The 18,973-nt window shown below is 47.4% G+C and carries 14 protein-coding genes; 4 read left to right on the top strand and 10 right to left on the bottom strand.

All coding sequences use genetic code 11. The features are described 5' to 3' along the window. Positions 1-43 precede the first annotated feature (43 nt). From BUA17_RS22845 to BUA17_RS22830, 4 genes are all read right to left on the bottom strand, one after another. A complete protein-coding gene (locus BUA17_RS22845) occupies positions 44-1,387 on the bottom strand; it encodes an ABC transporter substrate-binding protein (protein WP_064640458.1) in 1,344 nt (447 codons plus the stop codon). 70 nt (positions 1,388-1,457) lie between these two features. Continuing rightward, positions 1,458-2,291, bottom strand: a complete 834-nt coding sequence (locus BUA17_RS22840) for a carbohydrate ABC transporter permease (protein ID WP_072735122.1) — start codon at positions 2,289-2,291, stop codon at positions 1,458-1,460. Between the two features lie 12 nt (positions 2,292-2,303). Next, on the bottom strand, positions 2,304-3,194 hold the full coding sequence (locus BUA17_RS22835; RefSeq protein WP_072735121.1) for a carbohydrate ABC transporter permease: 891 nt from the start codon (positions 3,192-3,194) through the stop codon (positions 2,304-2,306). 11 nt (positions 3,195-3,205) lie between these two features. Next, entirely contained in the window at positions 3,206-4,306 is a 1,101-nt protein-coding gene (locus BUA17_RS22830; protein ID WP_072735120.1) for a Gfo/Idh/MocA family protein, read from the bottom strand. Positions 4,307-4,948: 642 nt separating this feature from the next. On the opposite strand from BUA17_RS22830, the gene BUA17_RS22825 reads away from it, so the two are divergent. Beyond that, entirely contained in the window at positions 4,949-6,940 is a 1,992-nt protein-coding gene (locus BUA17_RS22825) for a DUF4832 domain-containing protein (protein WP_072735119.1), read from the top strand. A 186-nt stretch (positions 6,941-7,126) separates the two neighbouring features. On the opposite strand, the gene BUA17_RS22820 is transcribed toward BUA17_RS22825, so the two are convergent. The 6 genes from BUA17_RS22820 to BUA17_RS22795 form a co-directional block, all read right to left on the bottom strand. Then, positions 7,127-7,549: a fibronectin type III domain-containing protein gene (locus BUA17_RS22820; protein ID WP_072735118.1), complete on the bottom strand. Its 423-nt coding sequence runs from the start codon at positions 7,547-7,549 to the stop codon at positions 7,127-7,129. A 356-nt stretch (positions 7,550-7,905) separates the two neighbouring features. Further along, positions 7,906-9,747, bottom strand: coding sequence for an ABC transporter ATP-binding protein (locus tag BUA17_RS22815; protein ID WP_072735117.1), 1,842 nt, complete (start codon positions 9,745-9,747; stop codon positions 7,906-7,908). Next, positions 9,728-11,491, bottom strand: coding sequence for an ABC transporter ATP-binding protein (locus BUA17_RS22810; protein WP_072735116.1), 1,764 nt, complete (start codon positions 11,489-11,491; stop codon positions 9,728-9,730). Before BUA17_RS22810 ends, BUA17_RS22815 begins: the two co-directional genes overlap by 20 nt. Before the next feature lie 307 nt (positions 11,492-11,798). Further along, positions 11,799-12,698, bottom strand: coding sequence for a hypothetical protein (locus tag BUA17_RS22805; protein WP_072735115.1), 900 nt, complete (start codon positions 12,696-12,698; stop codon positions 11,799-11,801). A 344-nt stretch (positions 12,699-13,042) separates the two neighbouring features. Beyond that, on the bottom strand, positions 13,043-13,777 hold the full coding sequence (locus tag BUA17_RS22800; protein WP_063565963.1) for a nuclease-related domain-containing protein: 735 nt from the start codon (positions 13,775-13,777) through the stop codon (positions 13,043-13,045). Between the two features lie 247 nt (positions 13,778-14,024). Continuing rightward, positions 14,025-14,918 (bottom strand): NAD(P)-dependent oxidoreductase, encoded by an 894-nt coding sequence (locus BUA17_RS22795; protein ID WP_072735114.1) that lies wholly within the window; start codon positions 14,916-14,918, stop codon positions 14,025-14,027. Positions 14,919-15,114: 196 nt separating this feature from the next. Between BUA17_RS22795 and BUA17_RS22790 the strand changes: the two genes are divergently transcribed. From BUA17_RS22790 to BUA17_RS22780, 3 genes are read left to right on the top strand one after another with little or no spacing between them, the layout of a single operon-like run. Then, positions 15,115-16,251, top strand: coding sequence for an endospore germination permease (locus BUA17_RS22790; RefSeq protein WP_072735113.1), 1,137 nt, complete (start codon positions 15,115-15,117; stop codon positions 16,249-16,251). Then, positions 16,208-17,713 carry a spore germination protein gene (locus tag BUA17_RS22785; protein WP_072735112.1) on the top strand — a complete coding sequence of 502 codons (1,506 nt, stop codon included), beginning with the start codon at positions 16,208-16,210 and terminating at the stop codon, positions 17,711-17,713. The genes BUA17_RS22790 and BUA17_RS22785 overlap by 44 nt, the downstream gene beginning before the upstream one ends. After that, positions 17,710-18,873, top strand: coding sequence for a Ger(x)C family spore germination protein (locus BUA17_RS22780; RefSeq protein WP_072735111.1), 1,164 nt, complete (start codon positions 17,710-17,712; stop codon positions 18,871-18,873). The genes BUA17_RS22785 and BUA17_RS22780 overlap by 4 nt, the downstream gene beginning before the upstream one ends. The last annotated feature ends 100 nt before the right edge of the window (positions 18,874-18,973 follow it).

Here is an 18,973-nt window from a genome sequence, read left to right as displayed (position 1 = left end):
CTTTTTAAGAAAACGTATGAAGCTTTGCCACCTCTTTATCTGCTTATTGCATCTTGGAGGCCAAATCCTTAAGCGCTGCGTTCAGATCACCATCTCCGGCAAGTGGAAGTTTGAGTGATTGCTCACCATACGTCCAGACCAGATCGGTTTTCTTGGTTGTAAAGGGAGATACAATGCCATACTGCTGCGCATCCAGGAAGATTTTATTATCTTCACCTACAGTGGCAATATAAGCATCCGCTGCGGCCTTGTTCGCGGGAATCGAGTATCCCTGTTTCGCCAGTTCTGTCTGTCCTTCCGGACCTGCTAGCCAAGCGAGCAGCTTGTAAGCTGCCTCTTCATGCTTTGTATTGGAGCTGATGGCAAGACCTGCTGGCTGAACAACGGTTTGGTTGGTTTTGAATTTCGGCAGATAGGAGATACCGTAATCCACGCCCGCCTCCTGGTAGTTGGTTGTATTCCAGCTGCCACCCGGATTCATCGCTACTTTGGATGTAGTGATCGCAAGATTCACCTGTCCACCTAAACCTTCAATCTGTGCAGGTGTGGTGTTAATCTTTTTGTTTTTGGTCATATCGATAAAATAGTTTAGCACTTCCATCGCTTCAGGTGTCTCAAGCGCAAGGGAACCATCGTCATTCACCAGCTTCGCTCCGTTGGACCACAGCTCTGGCTCCAGAAACCAATCCATCGTTGATCCCGGTGAAATGGACAAGCCCCACTGCACAATGTTTCCGGCATCAAAACCCGCTTCGTCTGCGCTTTTCCCGTTCTTATCCAGCGTCAGCTTGGTTGCAATGTCGGTAATTTCATCCCAAGTTGGCTCAAGCGATGGAACGGGAGCTTTATGAGGGTTCGTGGCTTCATTCTCAAAGATCGCTTTGTTGTAATACCATACGATGACGTTGGCATCGATAGGCAAGGATACTTGTTTGCCCTGATATTGGTGAAGACCGAGCAGACTTTTGTCCACATTGTTCAGATCAAACTGATTTTCCGCGAGCAAGCCGTCCAATTCCTTGAAAATGCCCAGCTCGGCGTATTTCTCCACGTATGCATAACTCGTTTTGAACACGTCCGGAAGTGTGCCCCCTGCTGCATTCGCTGTCAGTCCGTCCCAGTAGCTGCCCCAATCCTTGCCTTCGAGTTTGACTTTAATATCGGTATTGGCCTTCATGAACTGATCCAACAGTTCCTGTGTACGATGAAGCTCTTCTGCCGTCCCCCACTGGGAGTATGTGATTGTTACAGGTTCACTCTGGCTGCCGCCGGAACCAGAAGAGTCGGCGTTTTCGGACGATCCCCCGTTTCCACATCCACTGATCACCACCATTGTAGCAAGTACAAGTGCCCAAACATTGAATAGCCGTTTACTCTTCGCTCTCATATACACAGCTCCCCTTTAAGTCATATCAATAAGTCCTGTTCACCTGAAAACCGGAAAGCAGGCAGCCACTCTACCCTTTGGTGCCCGTAAGCACCACCCCCTCGACGATATAACGTTGTGCAAACAGATACAGCAGACCGATAGGTACAATACTGATAAATGCACCCGCAGCGAGCGCCGGCAAATCCTGGCTCGTCTGACCAATCAGCAGCTGCAAGCCCACACTCAGCGTGAACATTTCTGGGTTTTTGATATACAGGAACGGCCCCAGAAAATCGAGCCAAGAGTTCACAAAGGCAAAAATAATGGTCGTCATAATAATCGGTTTGGACAGCGGCATAATGATTCGTGCATATACCGTCCAACGATTGCCGCCGTCCAGATATGTAGCCTCGTCCAGCTCCTGGGGAATGGTCATGAAAAACTGTCGGAACAGGAAGATATAATAGGCGCCTCCGAGCCAGGCTGGCACAATGAGAGGCAACCAGGTATCAATCCAGTTCAGTTTAGAAAAAAGAACGTACGAGGGAATCATCATAATGGATGGAGGGATCATTAAGGTAACAAGTACAACCGGGAACAGAATATTCCGATACTTGGTTGCAAAACGGGAGAAACCGTAAGCGACAAGTGAACTGGACACCACCGCTCCCGCCGCAACAAAAAAGGAAATGATAAATGAGTTCTGAATCCACTGCCACATCATCGGCTGCACAGCGAACAACCGTTCAAAGGCTTCCAGACTGAATGTGTCTGGCAGGATGGTTGGAGGTACCTTGTAGGTTTCCGCTTTGGTTTTCAACATGGTCGAGAGCATCCATACAAGAGGCCCTGCGAACAGCATTAATGCTACGATCAGCATGGTATATTGGGACGCTTTTACCGCTATTTTTCGGCTGTTCATGTAACTCTCCTCCTATCGTTCTCCCTCGTAATACACAAAGCGGTTTGATACTTTCATCAGGATCAGGGTGACAAGCGAGATCACGGCGAACAGGAAAATCGACTGCGTCATCGCCATGCTGAATTTCAGATCGGTAAAGGCCGACTTGTAAATATTGTAGACAAATGTATAAGCAGAGTAGTTCGGACCACCCTTGGATAGCAGCAGCGCTTCCGTAAACATCTGAAAGTTATACATCGTCTGAATAATGATGACAAACAGGATGGAAGGACTGATCATCGGCAGTGTAATCTGGAAAAATCGGCGAATCCCGCTTGCACCGTCAATGGCAGCAGCTTCATACAAATGTCTGGGTACATTTTTCAGTGCAGCCAGGAAGATCAGAACCCCACTGCCCGAGATCCAGACCTGAAGCATGATGATGACTGGCTTGATCGTATGCTCCCCGCCAATCCAGTCCACTTTGCCTATACCCAGCGCGCCAAGTCCGGCGTTCAGGATGCCGAATTCGGAGTTGAACACCAGCCGCCAGATAATAACTGTTGCCACAATGGGCACCAGGGTCGGTAAATAGAAGAAGGTGCGGAACAAGGCAATACCTTTGACATTGAAATTAAGCAGCATCGCCAGACCCAGCATACCTGCCGTTACGATCGGAACACCGAATACAACGAAAAACATCGTGTTCATCAAGCTTTTCAAGAAGATGGGATCATCCATCATGTGCGTAAAATTATCAATGCCGACAAAGTTGAAGTTGGTCGCTCCCGGAAGTCTCGCATCCGTAAAGGCGTAGAAAACCGAAGTCCCAAAAGGAAATAGGAAAAAGGTGATAAATCCGATAATCCAAGGCAAAATGAAGAGAAAAAACAGCAGTGTGTCATATTTTCTCAACCTGTTCATGATGACACCCCTCAGCCTGAAATTTCTTCTAAATAGACGTACCGTTCTTCCAAAATGGATTTCTCTGCCGCCAGGGCAATAAGCAACGCGTTACGACCAACCTGCGCACTAGCAAAAGGCTTTCTGCCTTCCTGTACACATTTCAGAAAATCAATACGTTGGGTCTGTCCACCCGTGTGTCCACCCATAATGGAATCCGAGGTCACATCAATCTCCAGATGGTCCTTCGTCCAGTCCTGCCCGCCAACGATATCAATCGTCTTGTCATTACGGGCAACCATCTGGCCACCGTTCTCTCCGATCAGGCCAATCTCAAGCCCTTCTCCCATCAGATTGCGCGGTTTTAAATACATGCACAAGCCCAGATTGGCCTTACTGCCGTTATCATAATCAATGGTGATAAATGCATGGTCGACGATGGAGGTATCCGAAATTTCTTTCGTCGGATAGTGACTGTATGAATTCTGAATCCGATTGGGCTCTCCTTGCTTCATGACATGCTGGCCTCCAGAGGCAAACACGCGGACAGGCTTCGCCTGGATCATCCAGTTGAAAATATCGAAGTGATGACAATCCTTCTCTACAATCGCTCCCCCAGACTTGGTCTTGTCATAGAACCAATCCGCAGGCGGGAACGGGTCACGGAATTCCTTGCACCACATCAATTTCACATCACCAAGACGTCCGTTCTCCAATTCCTTCTCCATTCGGCGATACAGATTCGAATATCGATAAACCAATCCGATCTGCAATACCCCTCCCGAGGCTTCCGCTGCTTCTATAATGGCATCACAGTCCTCAATGGTATGGGCGACCGGTTTCTCCAGAAATACATGCTTGCCAGCTTCCAGAAAAGCGACTGACACTTCGCGATGCAAATAGTTCGGAACACTGATAACCACCGCATCCAAATCTTCCTTAGCAAGCAGTTCACGATAATCACTAACTATGGTGGGGTTGCTATTCTTGAGTTCAGCCAGCGTACGTGCCACATTGGCTTCATTCATATCACAGATATAACGAACCTCACTATCCTCGAGCAAATCAAAACCAATGCAATGATGTGACCCCATGTCTCCTACACCGATAAAAGCCATTTTTATCTTCCCCATGCTTACACTCTCCGTTGCTCGTAAATTTGCGGCAAATGCCATGAAGCCAATTCGATGTTAATAAATCTAACAGGACTGTGACTATGTAACGATAGTAAAATAGTTTTTATTCCTTGTCAATTGATTTTGGCTAAATTTTAAATTATTTTGCGGCAACATATTTGCACTCTATTTTATATACTACTAAACAGTATAACTCTTTATTCATCATAAATTAAGCGTTTACATTTTTGTTGTATTATCATATAATTTAATTTGTATTTATTTTATTTGCGGCAAATATTTTATTCCAGTTATGAATAATCATGTTCAAAATTCAATGAAACAAGCCTATTTTCAATAGAAAACACAATAAATCCTGGAAAAATATCTGTTGAATCTCCTGTATTCATCCCCTATAATGCAATTTAGACACGGAATCCAAGAACCAAAAACACATTTTATATTTGCCGCAAACCAAATTCACACCTTTTTAGTTGTTTATTTCCCAATTACTAACATGACTCTTACATAAAACGTTACTATTCCGCTACTTCATGTGGATCAGAAAGGAGTTGAGCTCTCCTAACTCTCCCCTCATAACGAAATTCGGGGTGGGCAGAACGAGTTATCATTCAAAATCCATTATTCAGGAGGTATACCATGACAAGATTATTTGATAGAAGCAAGCGGAGCTTTGGATTGTTTTTGGCTTTTGTCCTCATGATTACCCTGCTATTGCCTGCAGCAGCCTTACCCAAAGCCTCTGCTGCAACCATCACCATTGATGGCAATGTCAGCGACTGGAGCAGCGTTAGTGCTCTCACCACCAATAGCGGCACTGCCCAGACGCTCAAAGTAACCAATGATGGAACTAACCTCTATCTGCTTATTCAAGGCTCAGGCCTGAGTACAACGATGGGCAACTTCTGGATCAACACCGATAACAATACTTCAACCGGTTACCAGGCTGCGGGCTGGGGAGTTACAGGTGTGGAGTGGCTGCTTGAAAATACGGGTTTATATCGCTATGGCGGCAGCGGAACCGACTGGGTCTGGAACTTCAACAGCACGTTGACCAGCTCCCAATTCTACCGCAGCTCCACCGTCATTGAGATCGCTATTCCTCTCGCCACACTGCAAATCAGTGCAGGCAGCACAGTGCGGGTCGGGTATATTGACAACAGCTCGGATTCGTCGAGATTGCCCGCGTCTGGACAAACACTGCCAGCTTACCTTCTGACCTCGGGTGGATCAGGTGGTGGTACGGGGAACAATACCGTAGTGAATCCCGTAGAGCTGGACAGCCCACTCAACAATCCATTCAAAGGCTGGGCCCCTTCGGCCAAGAGCACAACTTATGCACAGCCACACAGGCTCGTATATGCCGGAGTGACTTGGAAGGAGCTCGAGTCCACCAAAGGCACATTTGATTTTAGTGCGATTGAAGCCGCCAACAATTTTGCCTACTGGAAAAGTAAAGGCGTCAAAGTGGTGTTCCGCTTCATTCTGGACAGCCCGACAGGACAGGCTCACAGAGATATTCCCGACTGGCTCTACAATGACATGATTGCCCGTGGAGAATCACCTGGAACCGTATATAACGATACAACCGGAGGCATGGGTACTGGGAACAACATGGGCTTCTCTCCCAACTACAACTCCACCTATCTGCAAGAACGGCACAAATTAGCCATCGAAGCCATTGCGGCAAGATACAACACCAATGATCGTCCGGTCGCCTTTGTTCAGATCGGTTCACTCGGACACTGGGGCGAGTTCCATACATGGCCTTATGTCGGACCAAATGGTGAAACCAATTACACAGGCTCTTTCCCTACCAATGACATCTCGAACAAGTATGTTCAGCATTATATTGATGCCTTTGCTGGCAAAGAGGACAAAATGCAGGTTCTGATCCGGCGCAGTATCGCCCTCGCCAAAACCAATAATAAAGGCATGGTCATGGGCATGTTCAACGATGTGTTTGGACATAAAGACAGCTTCGATGCGGATTGGGGCTGGTACACAGGCACCCAGAATGGCTATTGGGATGATATCGGTCAACAGCAGCCAGCACATGCGAACTTCTGGGAGACACGTATCTCAGGCGGCGAATTTTACGGGGGAGCTTCCGGCATGCTTGCGGCATTAACCACCGGTAGTGGATTTACGGAAACGTTGCGTCAGACGGAGCTTAGTAAACCAAGCTGGCTGGGGCCGAATTCCCCTGCCTCGCTTCCTCTGAATCACGCCTTACAGGCCAATATCGATGCACTCAAGAAACGAATGGGTTACCACTTTGTGGTGAAGGAAATCTCGCACCCATCCACCATTAGCGGAAGCACATTTACAACAACCATTAAAGTGGAGAATAAAGGCGTACAGCACTTCCCGTTTGCCTGGCCGGTTGAAATTCAACTGCGCAGCGGCAATACCGTGGTCGCCAAGAAAACAACAACCGTTAATCTGACTACGTGGAAAACGGGTACCTACACCCTGACCGATTCCATTCCGGTCTCCGGTCTTGCTGCCGGAACCTATGATATCGCGATTGCGATCATTGACCCGGAAACGAATAAACCTGGTGTAGATTTTGCCAATACAAATAAATTGACCGACGGCTCGTTCAAACTGAGCAGTGTAACAAAGTAATCTCAGGTTGCTTCGACTAGTGAAAATGAAAAAGAGCAGGAATGAGGGCACTATGCTCTCCTTCCTGCTTTGTATGGACATAACGTTGAAACTCTGAATTTTTGGGACCAGGAAGGTATATAATTTGAAACCTTTTCTAATTATGCTAAAGAAGAGAGACTCAGATTTTTTTCCGAGTCCCTCTTCTTATATTAAATTAATGATAAATTGACCATTTTCAGCTTTTACCTCGAAGTAGTACTGCTGATCCTTATTTAAATCCTTTAAGCTTGTACTTGTTCCTGGAAACACTTCGAACTCAGCTATTACAATATTACCCTTTTCATCTTTAACTCTCATCCGTATTTTACCCGCACTGTTTGCATCATTAATGATTGTTTTATCCCAGAATACAGTATCAAATTTAACAGAGTCATTCCCATTAAATTTAACACTGTTCCATTCATCATTTTCTACATTAAGAGCGAGAATTGAAGTCGTTTTAGGAGAAAAATAATTATGTACCGTTTCAACATTTTGATAAACTTGATACGAACAAACAAAAATCATGGTTAACGTAACAGAAATTGCACCAAACAGACTTATCTTCTTCACTTTACTATTAACCATAGTTTTATCAGCCCCTTAATTCATTGAGATATTATAATTTCCCGTTTTAATACCTTTTTTTATAATCTTGTTATTCTATATATTGCGATACAACACCTGTTGAATTATTGATTTTTTTCAAAAAAATTTATAGATACATTACATCTCACATTCCTGAGGAGAAGCCTCAGAATCTGGAAAGAACACTAAACCAAATTATGGACCATGTTATACAAAGAGAAATGCTCTCAAAAAACGACGACCTTTCCCCGATAGAGATCTGGGAACAAGTCGTCAATTAAGAGCATTTCTTTTTTTTATTGTGATTACTTGATGCAGCTATGGCTGCTTAAGATTCAGGTAATTCCTCTTTTTTACTACTGTGCCTTGTTCCGCAGCTGACTGTAATACAGTTCGCTGTAGAAGCCGCCTTGTTCCAGCAATGCATCATGCGAACCCTGCTCCAGTAGCTGACCATCCTTCAGGACAAGAATGCGATCGGCTTGGCGGATCGTGTTCAGCCTGTGAGCGATAACAAAGCTGGTGCGGCCTTGCATCAGGCGCTGCAGCCCTTCCTGGATTTTAATCTCCGTGACGGTATCGATACTGCTGGTCGCCTCGTCCAATACAAGGATGGACGGATCGGCCAGAATTGCCCGGGCAATCGCAAGCAGCTGCTTCTGTCCCTGACTGATGCCACTTCCGTCGGCCTGAAGCACTTTGTCGTATCCGTCCTTCATCCGTATGATGAACGAATGGGCATTCGCCAGCCTCGAAGCAGCTTCCACCTCTTCATCGGTCGCATCCAAGCGGCCGAAACGGATATTTTCACGAATCGTGCCCTGGAACAGGAATGAATCCTGAAGGACAAATGCCATGTGCGAGCGCAAATTCTCACGCCGAATGGTCGTGATGTCACGTCCATCCACCGTTAGTGTACCGGATGTAGGATCATAGAAGCGGGATAACAGCTGAATCAATGTTGTTTTCCCTGCCCCGGTCGGACCTACAAGAGCAATCATCTCGCCCGGCTTTGCTTCAAAGTTAATTTCATGCAAAATATTGCGTCCTTCATCGTATCCAAAGGATACCTTGTCGAAGCGAACGGCTCCCTCCACCTTTTCAAGGGATACTGCTGCGCCTTCATCCTTCGCTTCCTCATCCTCATCCAATACCTCGAACACGCGCTCTGCCCCGGCAATCGCAGACAGCAACGTATTCCACTGGTTGGCCAGATCGTTGAGCGGACGGGTAAACTGACGGGCATATTCTACGAAGATGATAATCACGCCGACTGTAATGGAACCTTGAATCGCCAAGATCCCGCCGATGCCTGCGACAATCGCAAAGCTCAGGTTGTTCAGGCCATTCATCAGCTTTGGAATAAAACCGGAGATGGTCTGCGCCCAGAAACCGGACAACCGGATTTTCGTATTTCGTTCCTCAAAACCGCGAATGACCCGCTCCTCCTGAGAAAACGCCTTGATAATCTTCTGTCCAGACAATGTTTCCTCAATGTACCCATTGAGTTCGCCGAGATTACGCTGACGTTGTTTGAACAACGGCCCGGTTCTACGCGTAATCCAGCGCATGCCAATAGCCATCAGTGGTACCACGATAAATGTAAGCAAGGTCAGCAGCGGACTTAACCAGAGCATTACGCCAAACGTTCCGATCAGTGTTAACACACTGGAGAAAATCTGGATGGCCGAGCTGTTCAGTGTACCGCTGACATTCTCAATGTCGTTGGTAACCCGGCTCATGATCTCCCCCTGCTGACGCTTGCCGAAGAATGGAATCGGCAATTTGTGCAGATGGGAGAACAGATCATACCGCATGCGGAATACGGTCTCCTGTGCAATTTCAATCATCCAGATATTTTGAAGCCATGACGACAAGGAGAAGAGAACATAGACTGCCAACAGGCCCAATAAAAATGTCGTCCAGCTGGAACTCGTTGCTTCTCCATCAATGAATTTATCCACAGCTACACCGACCATATAAGGTCCAAGCAAAGCGAGCGCGGAACTGGCAAATACCATCAACAGCACCATCGTCAGCTTGACCTTGCGACGGGCCAGATACGCCCAGATCCGGCCTAACGTACCGGACCAGTTCTTCGCCCGTACCTTCGGCTTACGACCTCCACCTGCCTTCAGCGTCTCGGGATCAATCGGCGGTGGGGGCTGACGGAAAGGTTCAATGAATGCTTTGAACATGTGGTGTACCCTCCCCGTATTGTGATTCATAGATTCGGCGATACAATTCAGATGAATCCATCAGATCCTCATGTTTCCCCTGTCCAATCAGACGCCCGTCATCCAACAACAGAATCAGATCGGCAGAGGTGGTTGAACTGATCTTCTGCGTAATGATAAACGTTGTACACGATAAATCTTCCAGTGCACCCAGCAGCCTTGCTTCCGTGGCGACATCAAGAGCACTTGTACTGTCATCCAGAATCAAGATGCTTGGACGACGAATCAATGCACGAGCAATCGAGAGCCGCTGCTTCTGTCCACCTGACAGATTGACTCCCCGCTGACCTAGCTGTGTATCATAGCCATTCGGCAGGTTCTCAATGGTCTCGTGTATCTGGGCACGCCGCGCTGCTTCCTTAATCTCTTCGAGCGTTGCGTCCTCCCGTCCCCAGGCGATGTTATCCCGTACCGATCCGGTAAAGAGGACCACTTCCTGCGGCACATAACCGATAGCTCCGCGCAATGTGGCTATGTCCAACCGTTCTGCATCATTACCATCTATACGAACCTCGCCTTGATCTTCGGAATAGAGCCTTGGAATGAGCTGTACCAGTGAGGATTTACCCGAGCCTGTTGCTCCCATGATGGCGATACGCTCGCCTCGTTTGGCTGAGAATGTAATATCCTCCAGCACGGTAATTTCACTGCCCGGATAGCTGAATCCTACACCCTGAAAATCAACTGCACCCTGGATAACAGGATTCCCTTTCCCAGCTTGTGCAGAACGATCTGTATTCAATGTTTGAGCTGATTCCGAGACTTCCTCCGTGTCAAAAACTTCGTTAAGCCGCTGTGCCGAAGCACTCGCTCTGGAGAAGGTCACCAGAATCCAGGACAGTGCAGACATGGCGCCAATGGTGCGAAGCAGATAGTTAATAACTGCGACGACTTCACCCACGGTTGCACTCCCGGTAGTAATGTCACGTCGTCCAAACCATAGCACGGCGATGATACAACCATTCATCATGAGCAGCATGAATGGCATCGTCGTCTCCGTCAAGCGCAGCGCGGAGATCGTGCCCTTCATCAGCTTGCCGCTATAACCGGCAAAGCGTTCAATCTCGTGGCCCATCCGGACGAAGACACGGATCAGCCGAATGCCTGTCAGATTTTCCTGGATGACTCCGTTGACGGCATCCAGTCTGCGCTGCACATTGCGGAACAGCAGCGCTGCCTTTTTGATCATCCAGATGACAAACACGAGCAGTACAGGCACCATCACAACGAGAAGCAGACCCAGCTTCGGATTCACCACAACCGCCATAATCATGCTCCCAATCACCACTAGCGGCACACGTGTCATGAATCGCAGACTCATAAACACCGTATCCTGCACCTGTGTGACGTCCCCGGTCAATCGGGTAATCAGGGATGATGTAGCAAAACGGTTAAACACCGAATAAGAGAACGCTTGCACTTTATCATACAGCTTCTCCCGCAGATCGTAACCGAAGCCGAGACTCGCATGTGACGCAAAAAAAGAACTCGCAATACCCGCGACAAACGCCACGACAGCACTGCCCACAAGCACCCCACCCCATAGCCAAACCACTGACAGATCTCCTTGCTGGATACCGTTATCAATGATTTTCGAGATCAAATAGGGTTGAGCCAATTCGACCGTCAATTCAATCAGCATCATGACCAGTGCTGCGATGGCGGCGACTCGATACTTCTTCAAGTAGTACAACAACTTGATCATAACCATTCCTCCGGCCCAGAGCGTTTAATCTTCGTGACGATTTGGTATGTTCACGCAGCCAGCTCCGTTAGTCTCATTCCATAACTCTATGTAAAATTTCACGTATCCAATACGCTTATTATATCGCATTTTGAACCTTCAAATCGCTAATATCTTCTTTCCTTCTGATTATTAACCTGAAATAGGCGGTGAGAGAACATGCATCTGCAACAAAAAAAACTGGGCAGACTGCCCAGGTGCGATGATTTTGTTTTCGATTGAAATGTTCCAGTTACAGCAAACTTACTCTTACAACGACAGATCACATTTATTTGCCATACGTCTGTTCCAAACGTTCTTCTTCATTGGTGGACAGCAAAATGTTCAGCAGCCCCATCACGTTATTCGCTTCTGTTCTGGCTTCCGTATACTTCTCGGCAAATGCAGCTTCGTCCTGTTCCGGATCTATTGCAGCCAGTTTGGCCCACGACTCGCGGGCTTTATCGTAAAGTTTCGTTAAAGTGATGTCATACGTATGCTGCGCGACAGGTGCCATGGAGTCAAACTCCGCTGCATTCTTGAAAAATACCATCGAGTCCTTAAAGGACTGACTGGTGTAATCCTTGTTCTTCATGGCATCCTCCGTGAGTAACAGCGCCTGACGAGAGATAAACAACGTCTTCACCATGGCACGCTCCAGATTGGTTGCTTCTTCCCATGACACATAGGACACTTCCGGTGCCTGAACGGTTGTGAAAAAAGGAAAGGCATCATCGATCAAACGCTGTGAATCGGAATGGATTGGAATACCTGTGTTCATATTCACTACCGCATCACTGTAGTTGGCGATATTAATATTTTTGGAGCCTTCTTCACTTACCCTGCGTACCGGATGATCATTAAGCGGCACACGGATATAGCCAAGCTTGTCCGCATACTTCTGCTTCAATTCCTCCAGTGTAGAGTCCACTCCGATCTTGCCTTCTTCAGATGAAGCCCCTGTTGTATCGGAAGTTGAGGAGGTGTCCGCAGAGTCTTCTGCATTCGTATCTGCAGCCGACGAGTCAGCCGTCGATGTGTCCGAGCTATTGGTCGCTGTTGCTACTGTACCAGCATCCTGGAATGGCTCCTTCGTTGTTGCTTCCTTCGCCCCACCGCCACATGCGGTCAGAACGGCAACCAAGCTGAAAATGGCCGTAAACATTTTGATTCTATGATTCCATCTCATATCGTATAATCTTCCCCTTATCTTCTGTATGTACCTGTATTACATCCACCTCTACTTCAATCCATGAACAGTTCACTCCATAAATATCCTTTCGGATAACATAGATAGATCACTATGAAATCTGGTCTTTATTTTATCATAAGTTAAATACTGGGTGTATAAGACAATGTGCCTGCATGCTCATGCTCATGCTACATTTCTGCCTGTCCTATTCTCACTTACGGAGAGAACAAAAAAACACGGTCATCCATGAAGGACAACCGTGTTGATAAGTCTGACTGGCTATGTTGCATTATTCGTTTCAATTCATCGCGCATGGATGTTGCCACAGATTCAGATTCCTCTTATTTAATGCCTTTCGCCTTCTCCATATGATCAGCCCGAATCTGGGGATCCGTGGAATTGACTGCGGACAGCATGTTGTAGATCGCCTGAATATCCTGTTCTTTATACAACGTTTCGGGGACTTCGGTCTCAAGCCTTTCCGTTTTGCGCAGAATGGTCTCCACCAATTCATGATCATAGATAATCAGTTCATCCGAATTGACATATCTCACAGCGGGATCAACACTGATCCGGCAGCGATTGGTGAAGGTCACCATGGAGACGAGACGAACCCTTTTATAATCGCCGAGGTGTGCCTGAATGGCCTCCACATGCCCTCGGTGCTGCATCAATGGGTTGTACATCTTGATTCGGCTGCTGCTGACTGTCCAGTTGGCCTCTCTTCGACCACCACGAATCTCACCCGTCGTCAGGTTTCGTGTCTCAATCACGAAGATACCCCGCGGACCGATGACGACATGATCAATCGATGAGTAACCCGAGCGGGACTTGGTATTGGCAACAAGCAAGTCGTTCAGCACTTTGTATTCACCCGGAAGAGCATGCAGCTGCTGGGCAGTGCTTGGTTCCTCTGGCTGACGGGTCCAATCTCCATCTGATTTCGTTTTTTTGCGTCTACTGCGTACCATACGCGTGGGAATGGGAGCCGTTGACGGTAAAGATGAAGCGGAAGCTGTGATCTGGTTCGCGAGCTCTGGCTGTGACTTGAACAGAGACAGGATTTTTTTGAACATGGGCAAGCTCCGTTCTATGTAGTGTGGGTTTCGCACATCCATTATGTATACTTCTATTACTTATGTCGGATAAAGAGGGGCAAAAATAAAGGGAAGAGGACCAAAAATCCATTGTTCAACTAAAGTATCTACCAATATTTAACCAATACTGTGACTTTAGACGCATACGGGAAGGAGAATTTTTATAAAAACAGCGTATTCCTTTCTATTGAAGAAAAAGAACACGCTGTTGTCATGGTTGTGAGGATTAAGCCTGTAAATAATATGTGTAAAGCACCTGTGTACCCTTCTCATCCAGACCGTTGCTGGATATTTCCTGATACAAGGATTCAGCCAGCGCCAGCCCTGGCGTCTTCATGCCCATGGCTTTGGCAGATTCGAGAGCGATACCCATGTCTTTGATAAAATGTTTCACATAGAATCCAGGCTCATAATCGCCTGCGATCATGCGCGGACCGAGATTGCTAAGCGACCAGCTTCCGGCTGCACCGGTAGCGATGCTCTTGAGCACATTCTCCGCGTCCAGACCGGATGTCTTGGCATAAGCGAGTGCCTCGCAAACACCCATCATGCCTGAAGCAATGGCGATCTGGTTGCACATTTTGGTATGCTGTCCTGCCCCCGCCTTGCCTTGCAGCACAATATTGGTGCCCATTTGCTCGAACAACGGACGAACCGCTTCAAAGGCCTCCGTACTACCACCTACCATAATGGAAAGTTTGGCATCCCTTGCTCCGATATCCCCACCGGAAACCGGTGCATCCAATGCATGCAGTCCTTTCGCTTCCGCGGCTTCATAGATCCGAGCAGCCAGCAATGGACTGGACGTGGTCATATCAATCAGGTACGAGCCCGGTTTGGCGTTTGCCACGAGACCATCCTCACCAAGATAAATCTCCTCGACATCCTTCGGATACCCCACCATCGTGATGATGACATCACACTCGGCTGCCAGTTTACCTGGTGTGTCATGCCATACGGCACCTTCCTTCACCAACGCTTCCGCTTTGGCGGCCGTGCGCGTATAGACATAGAGCGGATAGCCTGCCTGCTGGATGTGCCCTGCCATGCTTTTGCCCATTACGCCTGTACCGATAAAGCCAACTTTCGTCTCTCCAGGTGCCTTCGTTGTATTTGTCATCGTAGGTTTCCTCCTATTTCTCTATACTTCGTTTGGAGCCTGTCTTCTAAACTTGCTATATCTGTATGTTAATGCTTTCTGTCTCTTGCGTCTATCTTGTTTCGTCTTCTATTGTTCAAAAAAATAAAATAGGAATCGAAAATCCATTTCCTGTACAACCTAACGGAAACTTCCTTGAACGGAAAGGAGGATCCCCATGAGCCGTGAAAAGGGAGAAATCACGATATGGCTGTCCTTTTCCATCATTTTGTTAAGTGCAGGCCTCGTGTGCCATGTTCTGTCCATTCCAGCGATTCTGGATTATGCAGGCAGAGACGGCTGGCTATCCGTAGTCGCTGCTGCTCCCTTCTTTTTGTTATTTCTATGTATGATGTTCGTTATTATCCGGCGGGTACGCGGACAGCGCTTAACTGACTGGATCACGCGGGAATTTGGCGCAATTCCTTCATGGATATTCCGTATTACTGCCTCACTCATGCTGCTTGCACTTGGCTCACATACCTTATATGAAACAACGAACTGGACGGTATCCACCTATCTGCAATTCACCCCACCCTATGTGCTCGCAGGCGTGGGTGCTCTGGTTGCTGCCTGGGCGGCTGCCAAAGGTATCCGTTCCATTGCCATGACTTCAAGTCTGCTACTTCCATTCGTGATCCTGCTTGGATATTTCGTGATGTCAGCCAACATGAAATACAAGGACTATGGTCAGTTGTTTCCCATCATGGAATATGGTTCCGGTCCCGTCTTAAGGGGCATGATCTATTCGCTTGCCGGACTGATGGAAATCTGGATATTGATGCTGTTCCAACACGATATCAAAAGTAAAATTCGCTGGTGGCATCTTCTGCTGCTCGGGTTATTCATGCTCAGTATGGCGATTGGTCCAACGCTGGGAGCCATCGTTGAGTTCGGTCCGGAGGAAGCAGCAAAACAGCGAAATAGCCCCTATGAGCAATGGAAGCTGGTGAATATAGGAAAATTGCTCCAGCACGTGGACTTCTTGTCCATCTATCAATGGCTAAGCGGTTCATTTGCCAGAATGGCGATCTCCATCTATCTTATCGTCGATCTGCTCGATTTTCGCAGACCCAAGAAAAGGTACGTTGCCGTTCTAATTGTCACCTTCATCATGTGTGGCATAGCTGTACAGTGGTGGAGAATTGATTACGTTGACTATTATGTAAACCATATTCAATTCCCCGTGATGCTGACCTATGTATCCACGGTAACAATCCTGTTAACCCTCGCCGCATTCATACACAAAAAAGACAAGGAGGCTCCCGCCCATGCCGCTCACAACCTCACCAAAGAAAAACCCCCATCTGGCTGAACCATTCCGAATCAATGAGCATAATCTGACGACGTTTTTTACAGGTTCAGACGATGTGATCATCAGCAGCCATATGATTGGGGAGTCTCCGCAGCAGATTGTCATCGTGTATTGCAGCGGTATGGTCGACAGCAAATCCATATATGATATTATTCTTCCCGAATTGACGCGAACGTACGAGAGTACTCACTTTGTTCGTGCATCGGATATCGAGAAGTCCATTACCCTGCAATGGACAAGTATAGACATACAGAACAATCCGTTGGGAAAGGAACTCATGTCCTTACGGGTGTTTGAGGGACACATGCTCATCTGCATTCCTTCCATCCAGAAGATGTGGAGCATAGATATATCCAACATTCCTACACGGTCGCCGGATGAATCCACTACGGAAGTATCGATCCGCGGGGCACGAGATGGCTTTATCGAACGACTATCAGTCAATATTGCGTTAATTCGTACACGCCTGCGTACGGCCGAATTAGCCTGTAATATTGAATTAATTGGTTCTCGCTCCGTGACCAAAGTCGCCCTGATGTATATTAAGGACATTGCCAATCCTGAGCTGATTGATGATGTGAAGAATAGGCTGCGCAAAATCGATATCGAACGCATTATGACCGCCAATGAACTAGAGGAATTATTGTCCCCTTCCAAAGTCACATTGTTTCCGGTAACCCACTACACGGGCAGACCTGATTTTGCGGCGGAATGTCTTCTGAACGGACGTTTCGTCATTATCGTGGATGGCAATCCCAGCGTCATCATCGGACCCGTCAATTTGTTTCTGCTTCTCAAATCCCCTGAGGATGCCAGCTTCCCGTTTCTTCCGGTGAATGTGGGGCGTATGCTGCGTTTTATCGGGCTATTAATAACCGTGTTCTTGCCTGGTTTCTATATTGCGCTGACTTCTTTTCACATGGACCAGCTACCCTTTCCGCTCGTAGCCACGATTTCGGTTGGGCGCATGGGTTTACCTATGGAGTCTGGTGTGGAAATGTTTCTCATTATGCTTCTGATGGAGCTATTCCGGGAAGCAGGGGTGAGGCTTCCCAGCGCTATTGGTCAGACGCTGACCGTTGTTGGCGGATTGATTATTGGGGATTCCGCCATCCGTGCAGGCATGGTTTCCCCGCTCATGATTGTCGTCATTGCCGTAACCGTAGTGGCCGGCGCAACGATTGTGAATCAGGTCATGACCAGTTCTGTTCTGATTCTGCGTTTTTTCTGTTTTGTACTGGGGGCATCCCTTGGCATCTATGGGTTCATTCTGTCCATTATCCTGTTCCTGATCTATCTGACCGATCTGAAATCGTTTGGTATTCCTTATCTGACCCCGCTCAGTCCGCTTAATTTCAAACAGGCGCTGGCCTCGTTGTTCAAACTTCCGAAAGGATGGATGAAACGCAGACCTGTCTATTTGGAAACGCAGGAGCCGCGCAAAGAAGGGAATGAGCGATGAAGCGGCTTGTACAACGATGGTTGCTAGGACTGCTAAGTCTCTCTCTTTGTTTTGTGACCAGCGGGTGCTGGAGTGCCTATGAGATCCAACAGGTGGACTATGCCAAAGCGATCGGGATCGATTACAAGGACGGGATGTATCACATGTATGTTCAAAGCATGGACTTTGCCAGTGTAGCCAAGAGCGAAAATTCAACCAAAACTGCGGAAGCTCCACCCGTATGGGTTGGACATGCATCGGGGAGAACATTGAATCTGGCGGTAAACGAACTGTTCCGAAGTTCCCAGCTCCATATCGCTTGGGGCCATGTGACGGCCATTGTCATGGCCGAAAATGTCCTGACAAGCAAGCATATTACGGAAGTGTTCGACATGCTTGGACGTTTCCCTGAATCACGTTATACAACTTGGGTATACGGCACTCGCGATCCATTGGAAAATATTCTGAGCGCCACGTCCATATACAATATGTCGCCGCTGGACAGTATTCTGCATAACCCTCTTCCCTCATTCCTGGAAGAATCGCTGTTTCCTCCAGTGCTTAGTTTCAAACTCATTGCCACCCATAATGATGCGTCCACGACAACTTATCTGCCTTGCATCACCTTGAACAAGGAGCACTGGTCTCAGAACAAAAAAAATTATGAACTGTTTATGATTGACGGTGCTTTTTTTGAAAGAACCGGGGATAAATTTGAATATTTGCCCCATAGCACAATTCCTGGATTTCATTGGTTACTTAAGGATATGCGGCGTGCGCCATTGATTATTGAAAACGAAGGAACCATCTATGGCGCGCTCAGCGTTGGTTTGCCCAACGTCAAAATTGTGCCTGTCATTCGTGGGAATGAGGTTTATTTCAACATCGATGCCAAGTACCTGACCGCCTTGTATGAATATATCACCCCTGTTTCCTATGACGAGATGGTCCAATTCAGCGAGAAGACATTGCGGGAGCAAATTTTGCAAACGTATCGCGAAGGTCTGAAACGTGGGGTCGATGTCTATGGACTTCAGGAGAAGGTTTATCGCAAAAATCCAAGCCTATGGCGCAAGCTGTCCAACAACGGTACAAAGATGATCCTGACGGAAGATTCCATTCAGAAGCTGGACATTCATATTACGATTCCATATACGGGTAAATTCCGTAGGAAAGTGTAGCCATAACAAATCCCCTGCCGTATGAAACGGATAGGGGATTGTTTGGTTTGATGCTGCGATTACTTTGTGTAGGGGTTGAAACGTTTCATAACATTCGTCA

It is taken from the genome of Paenibacillus sp. ov031 (assembly GCF_900143165.1).
GTDB lineage: Bacteria > Bacillota > Bacilli > Paenibacillales > Paenibacillaceae > Paenibacillus > Paenibacillus marchantiae.
This window is presented reverse-complemented; position numbering and strand designations above follow the sequence as displayed.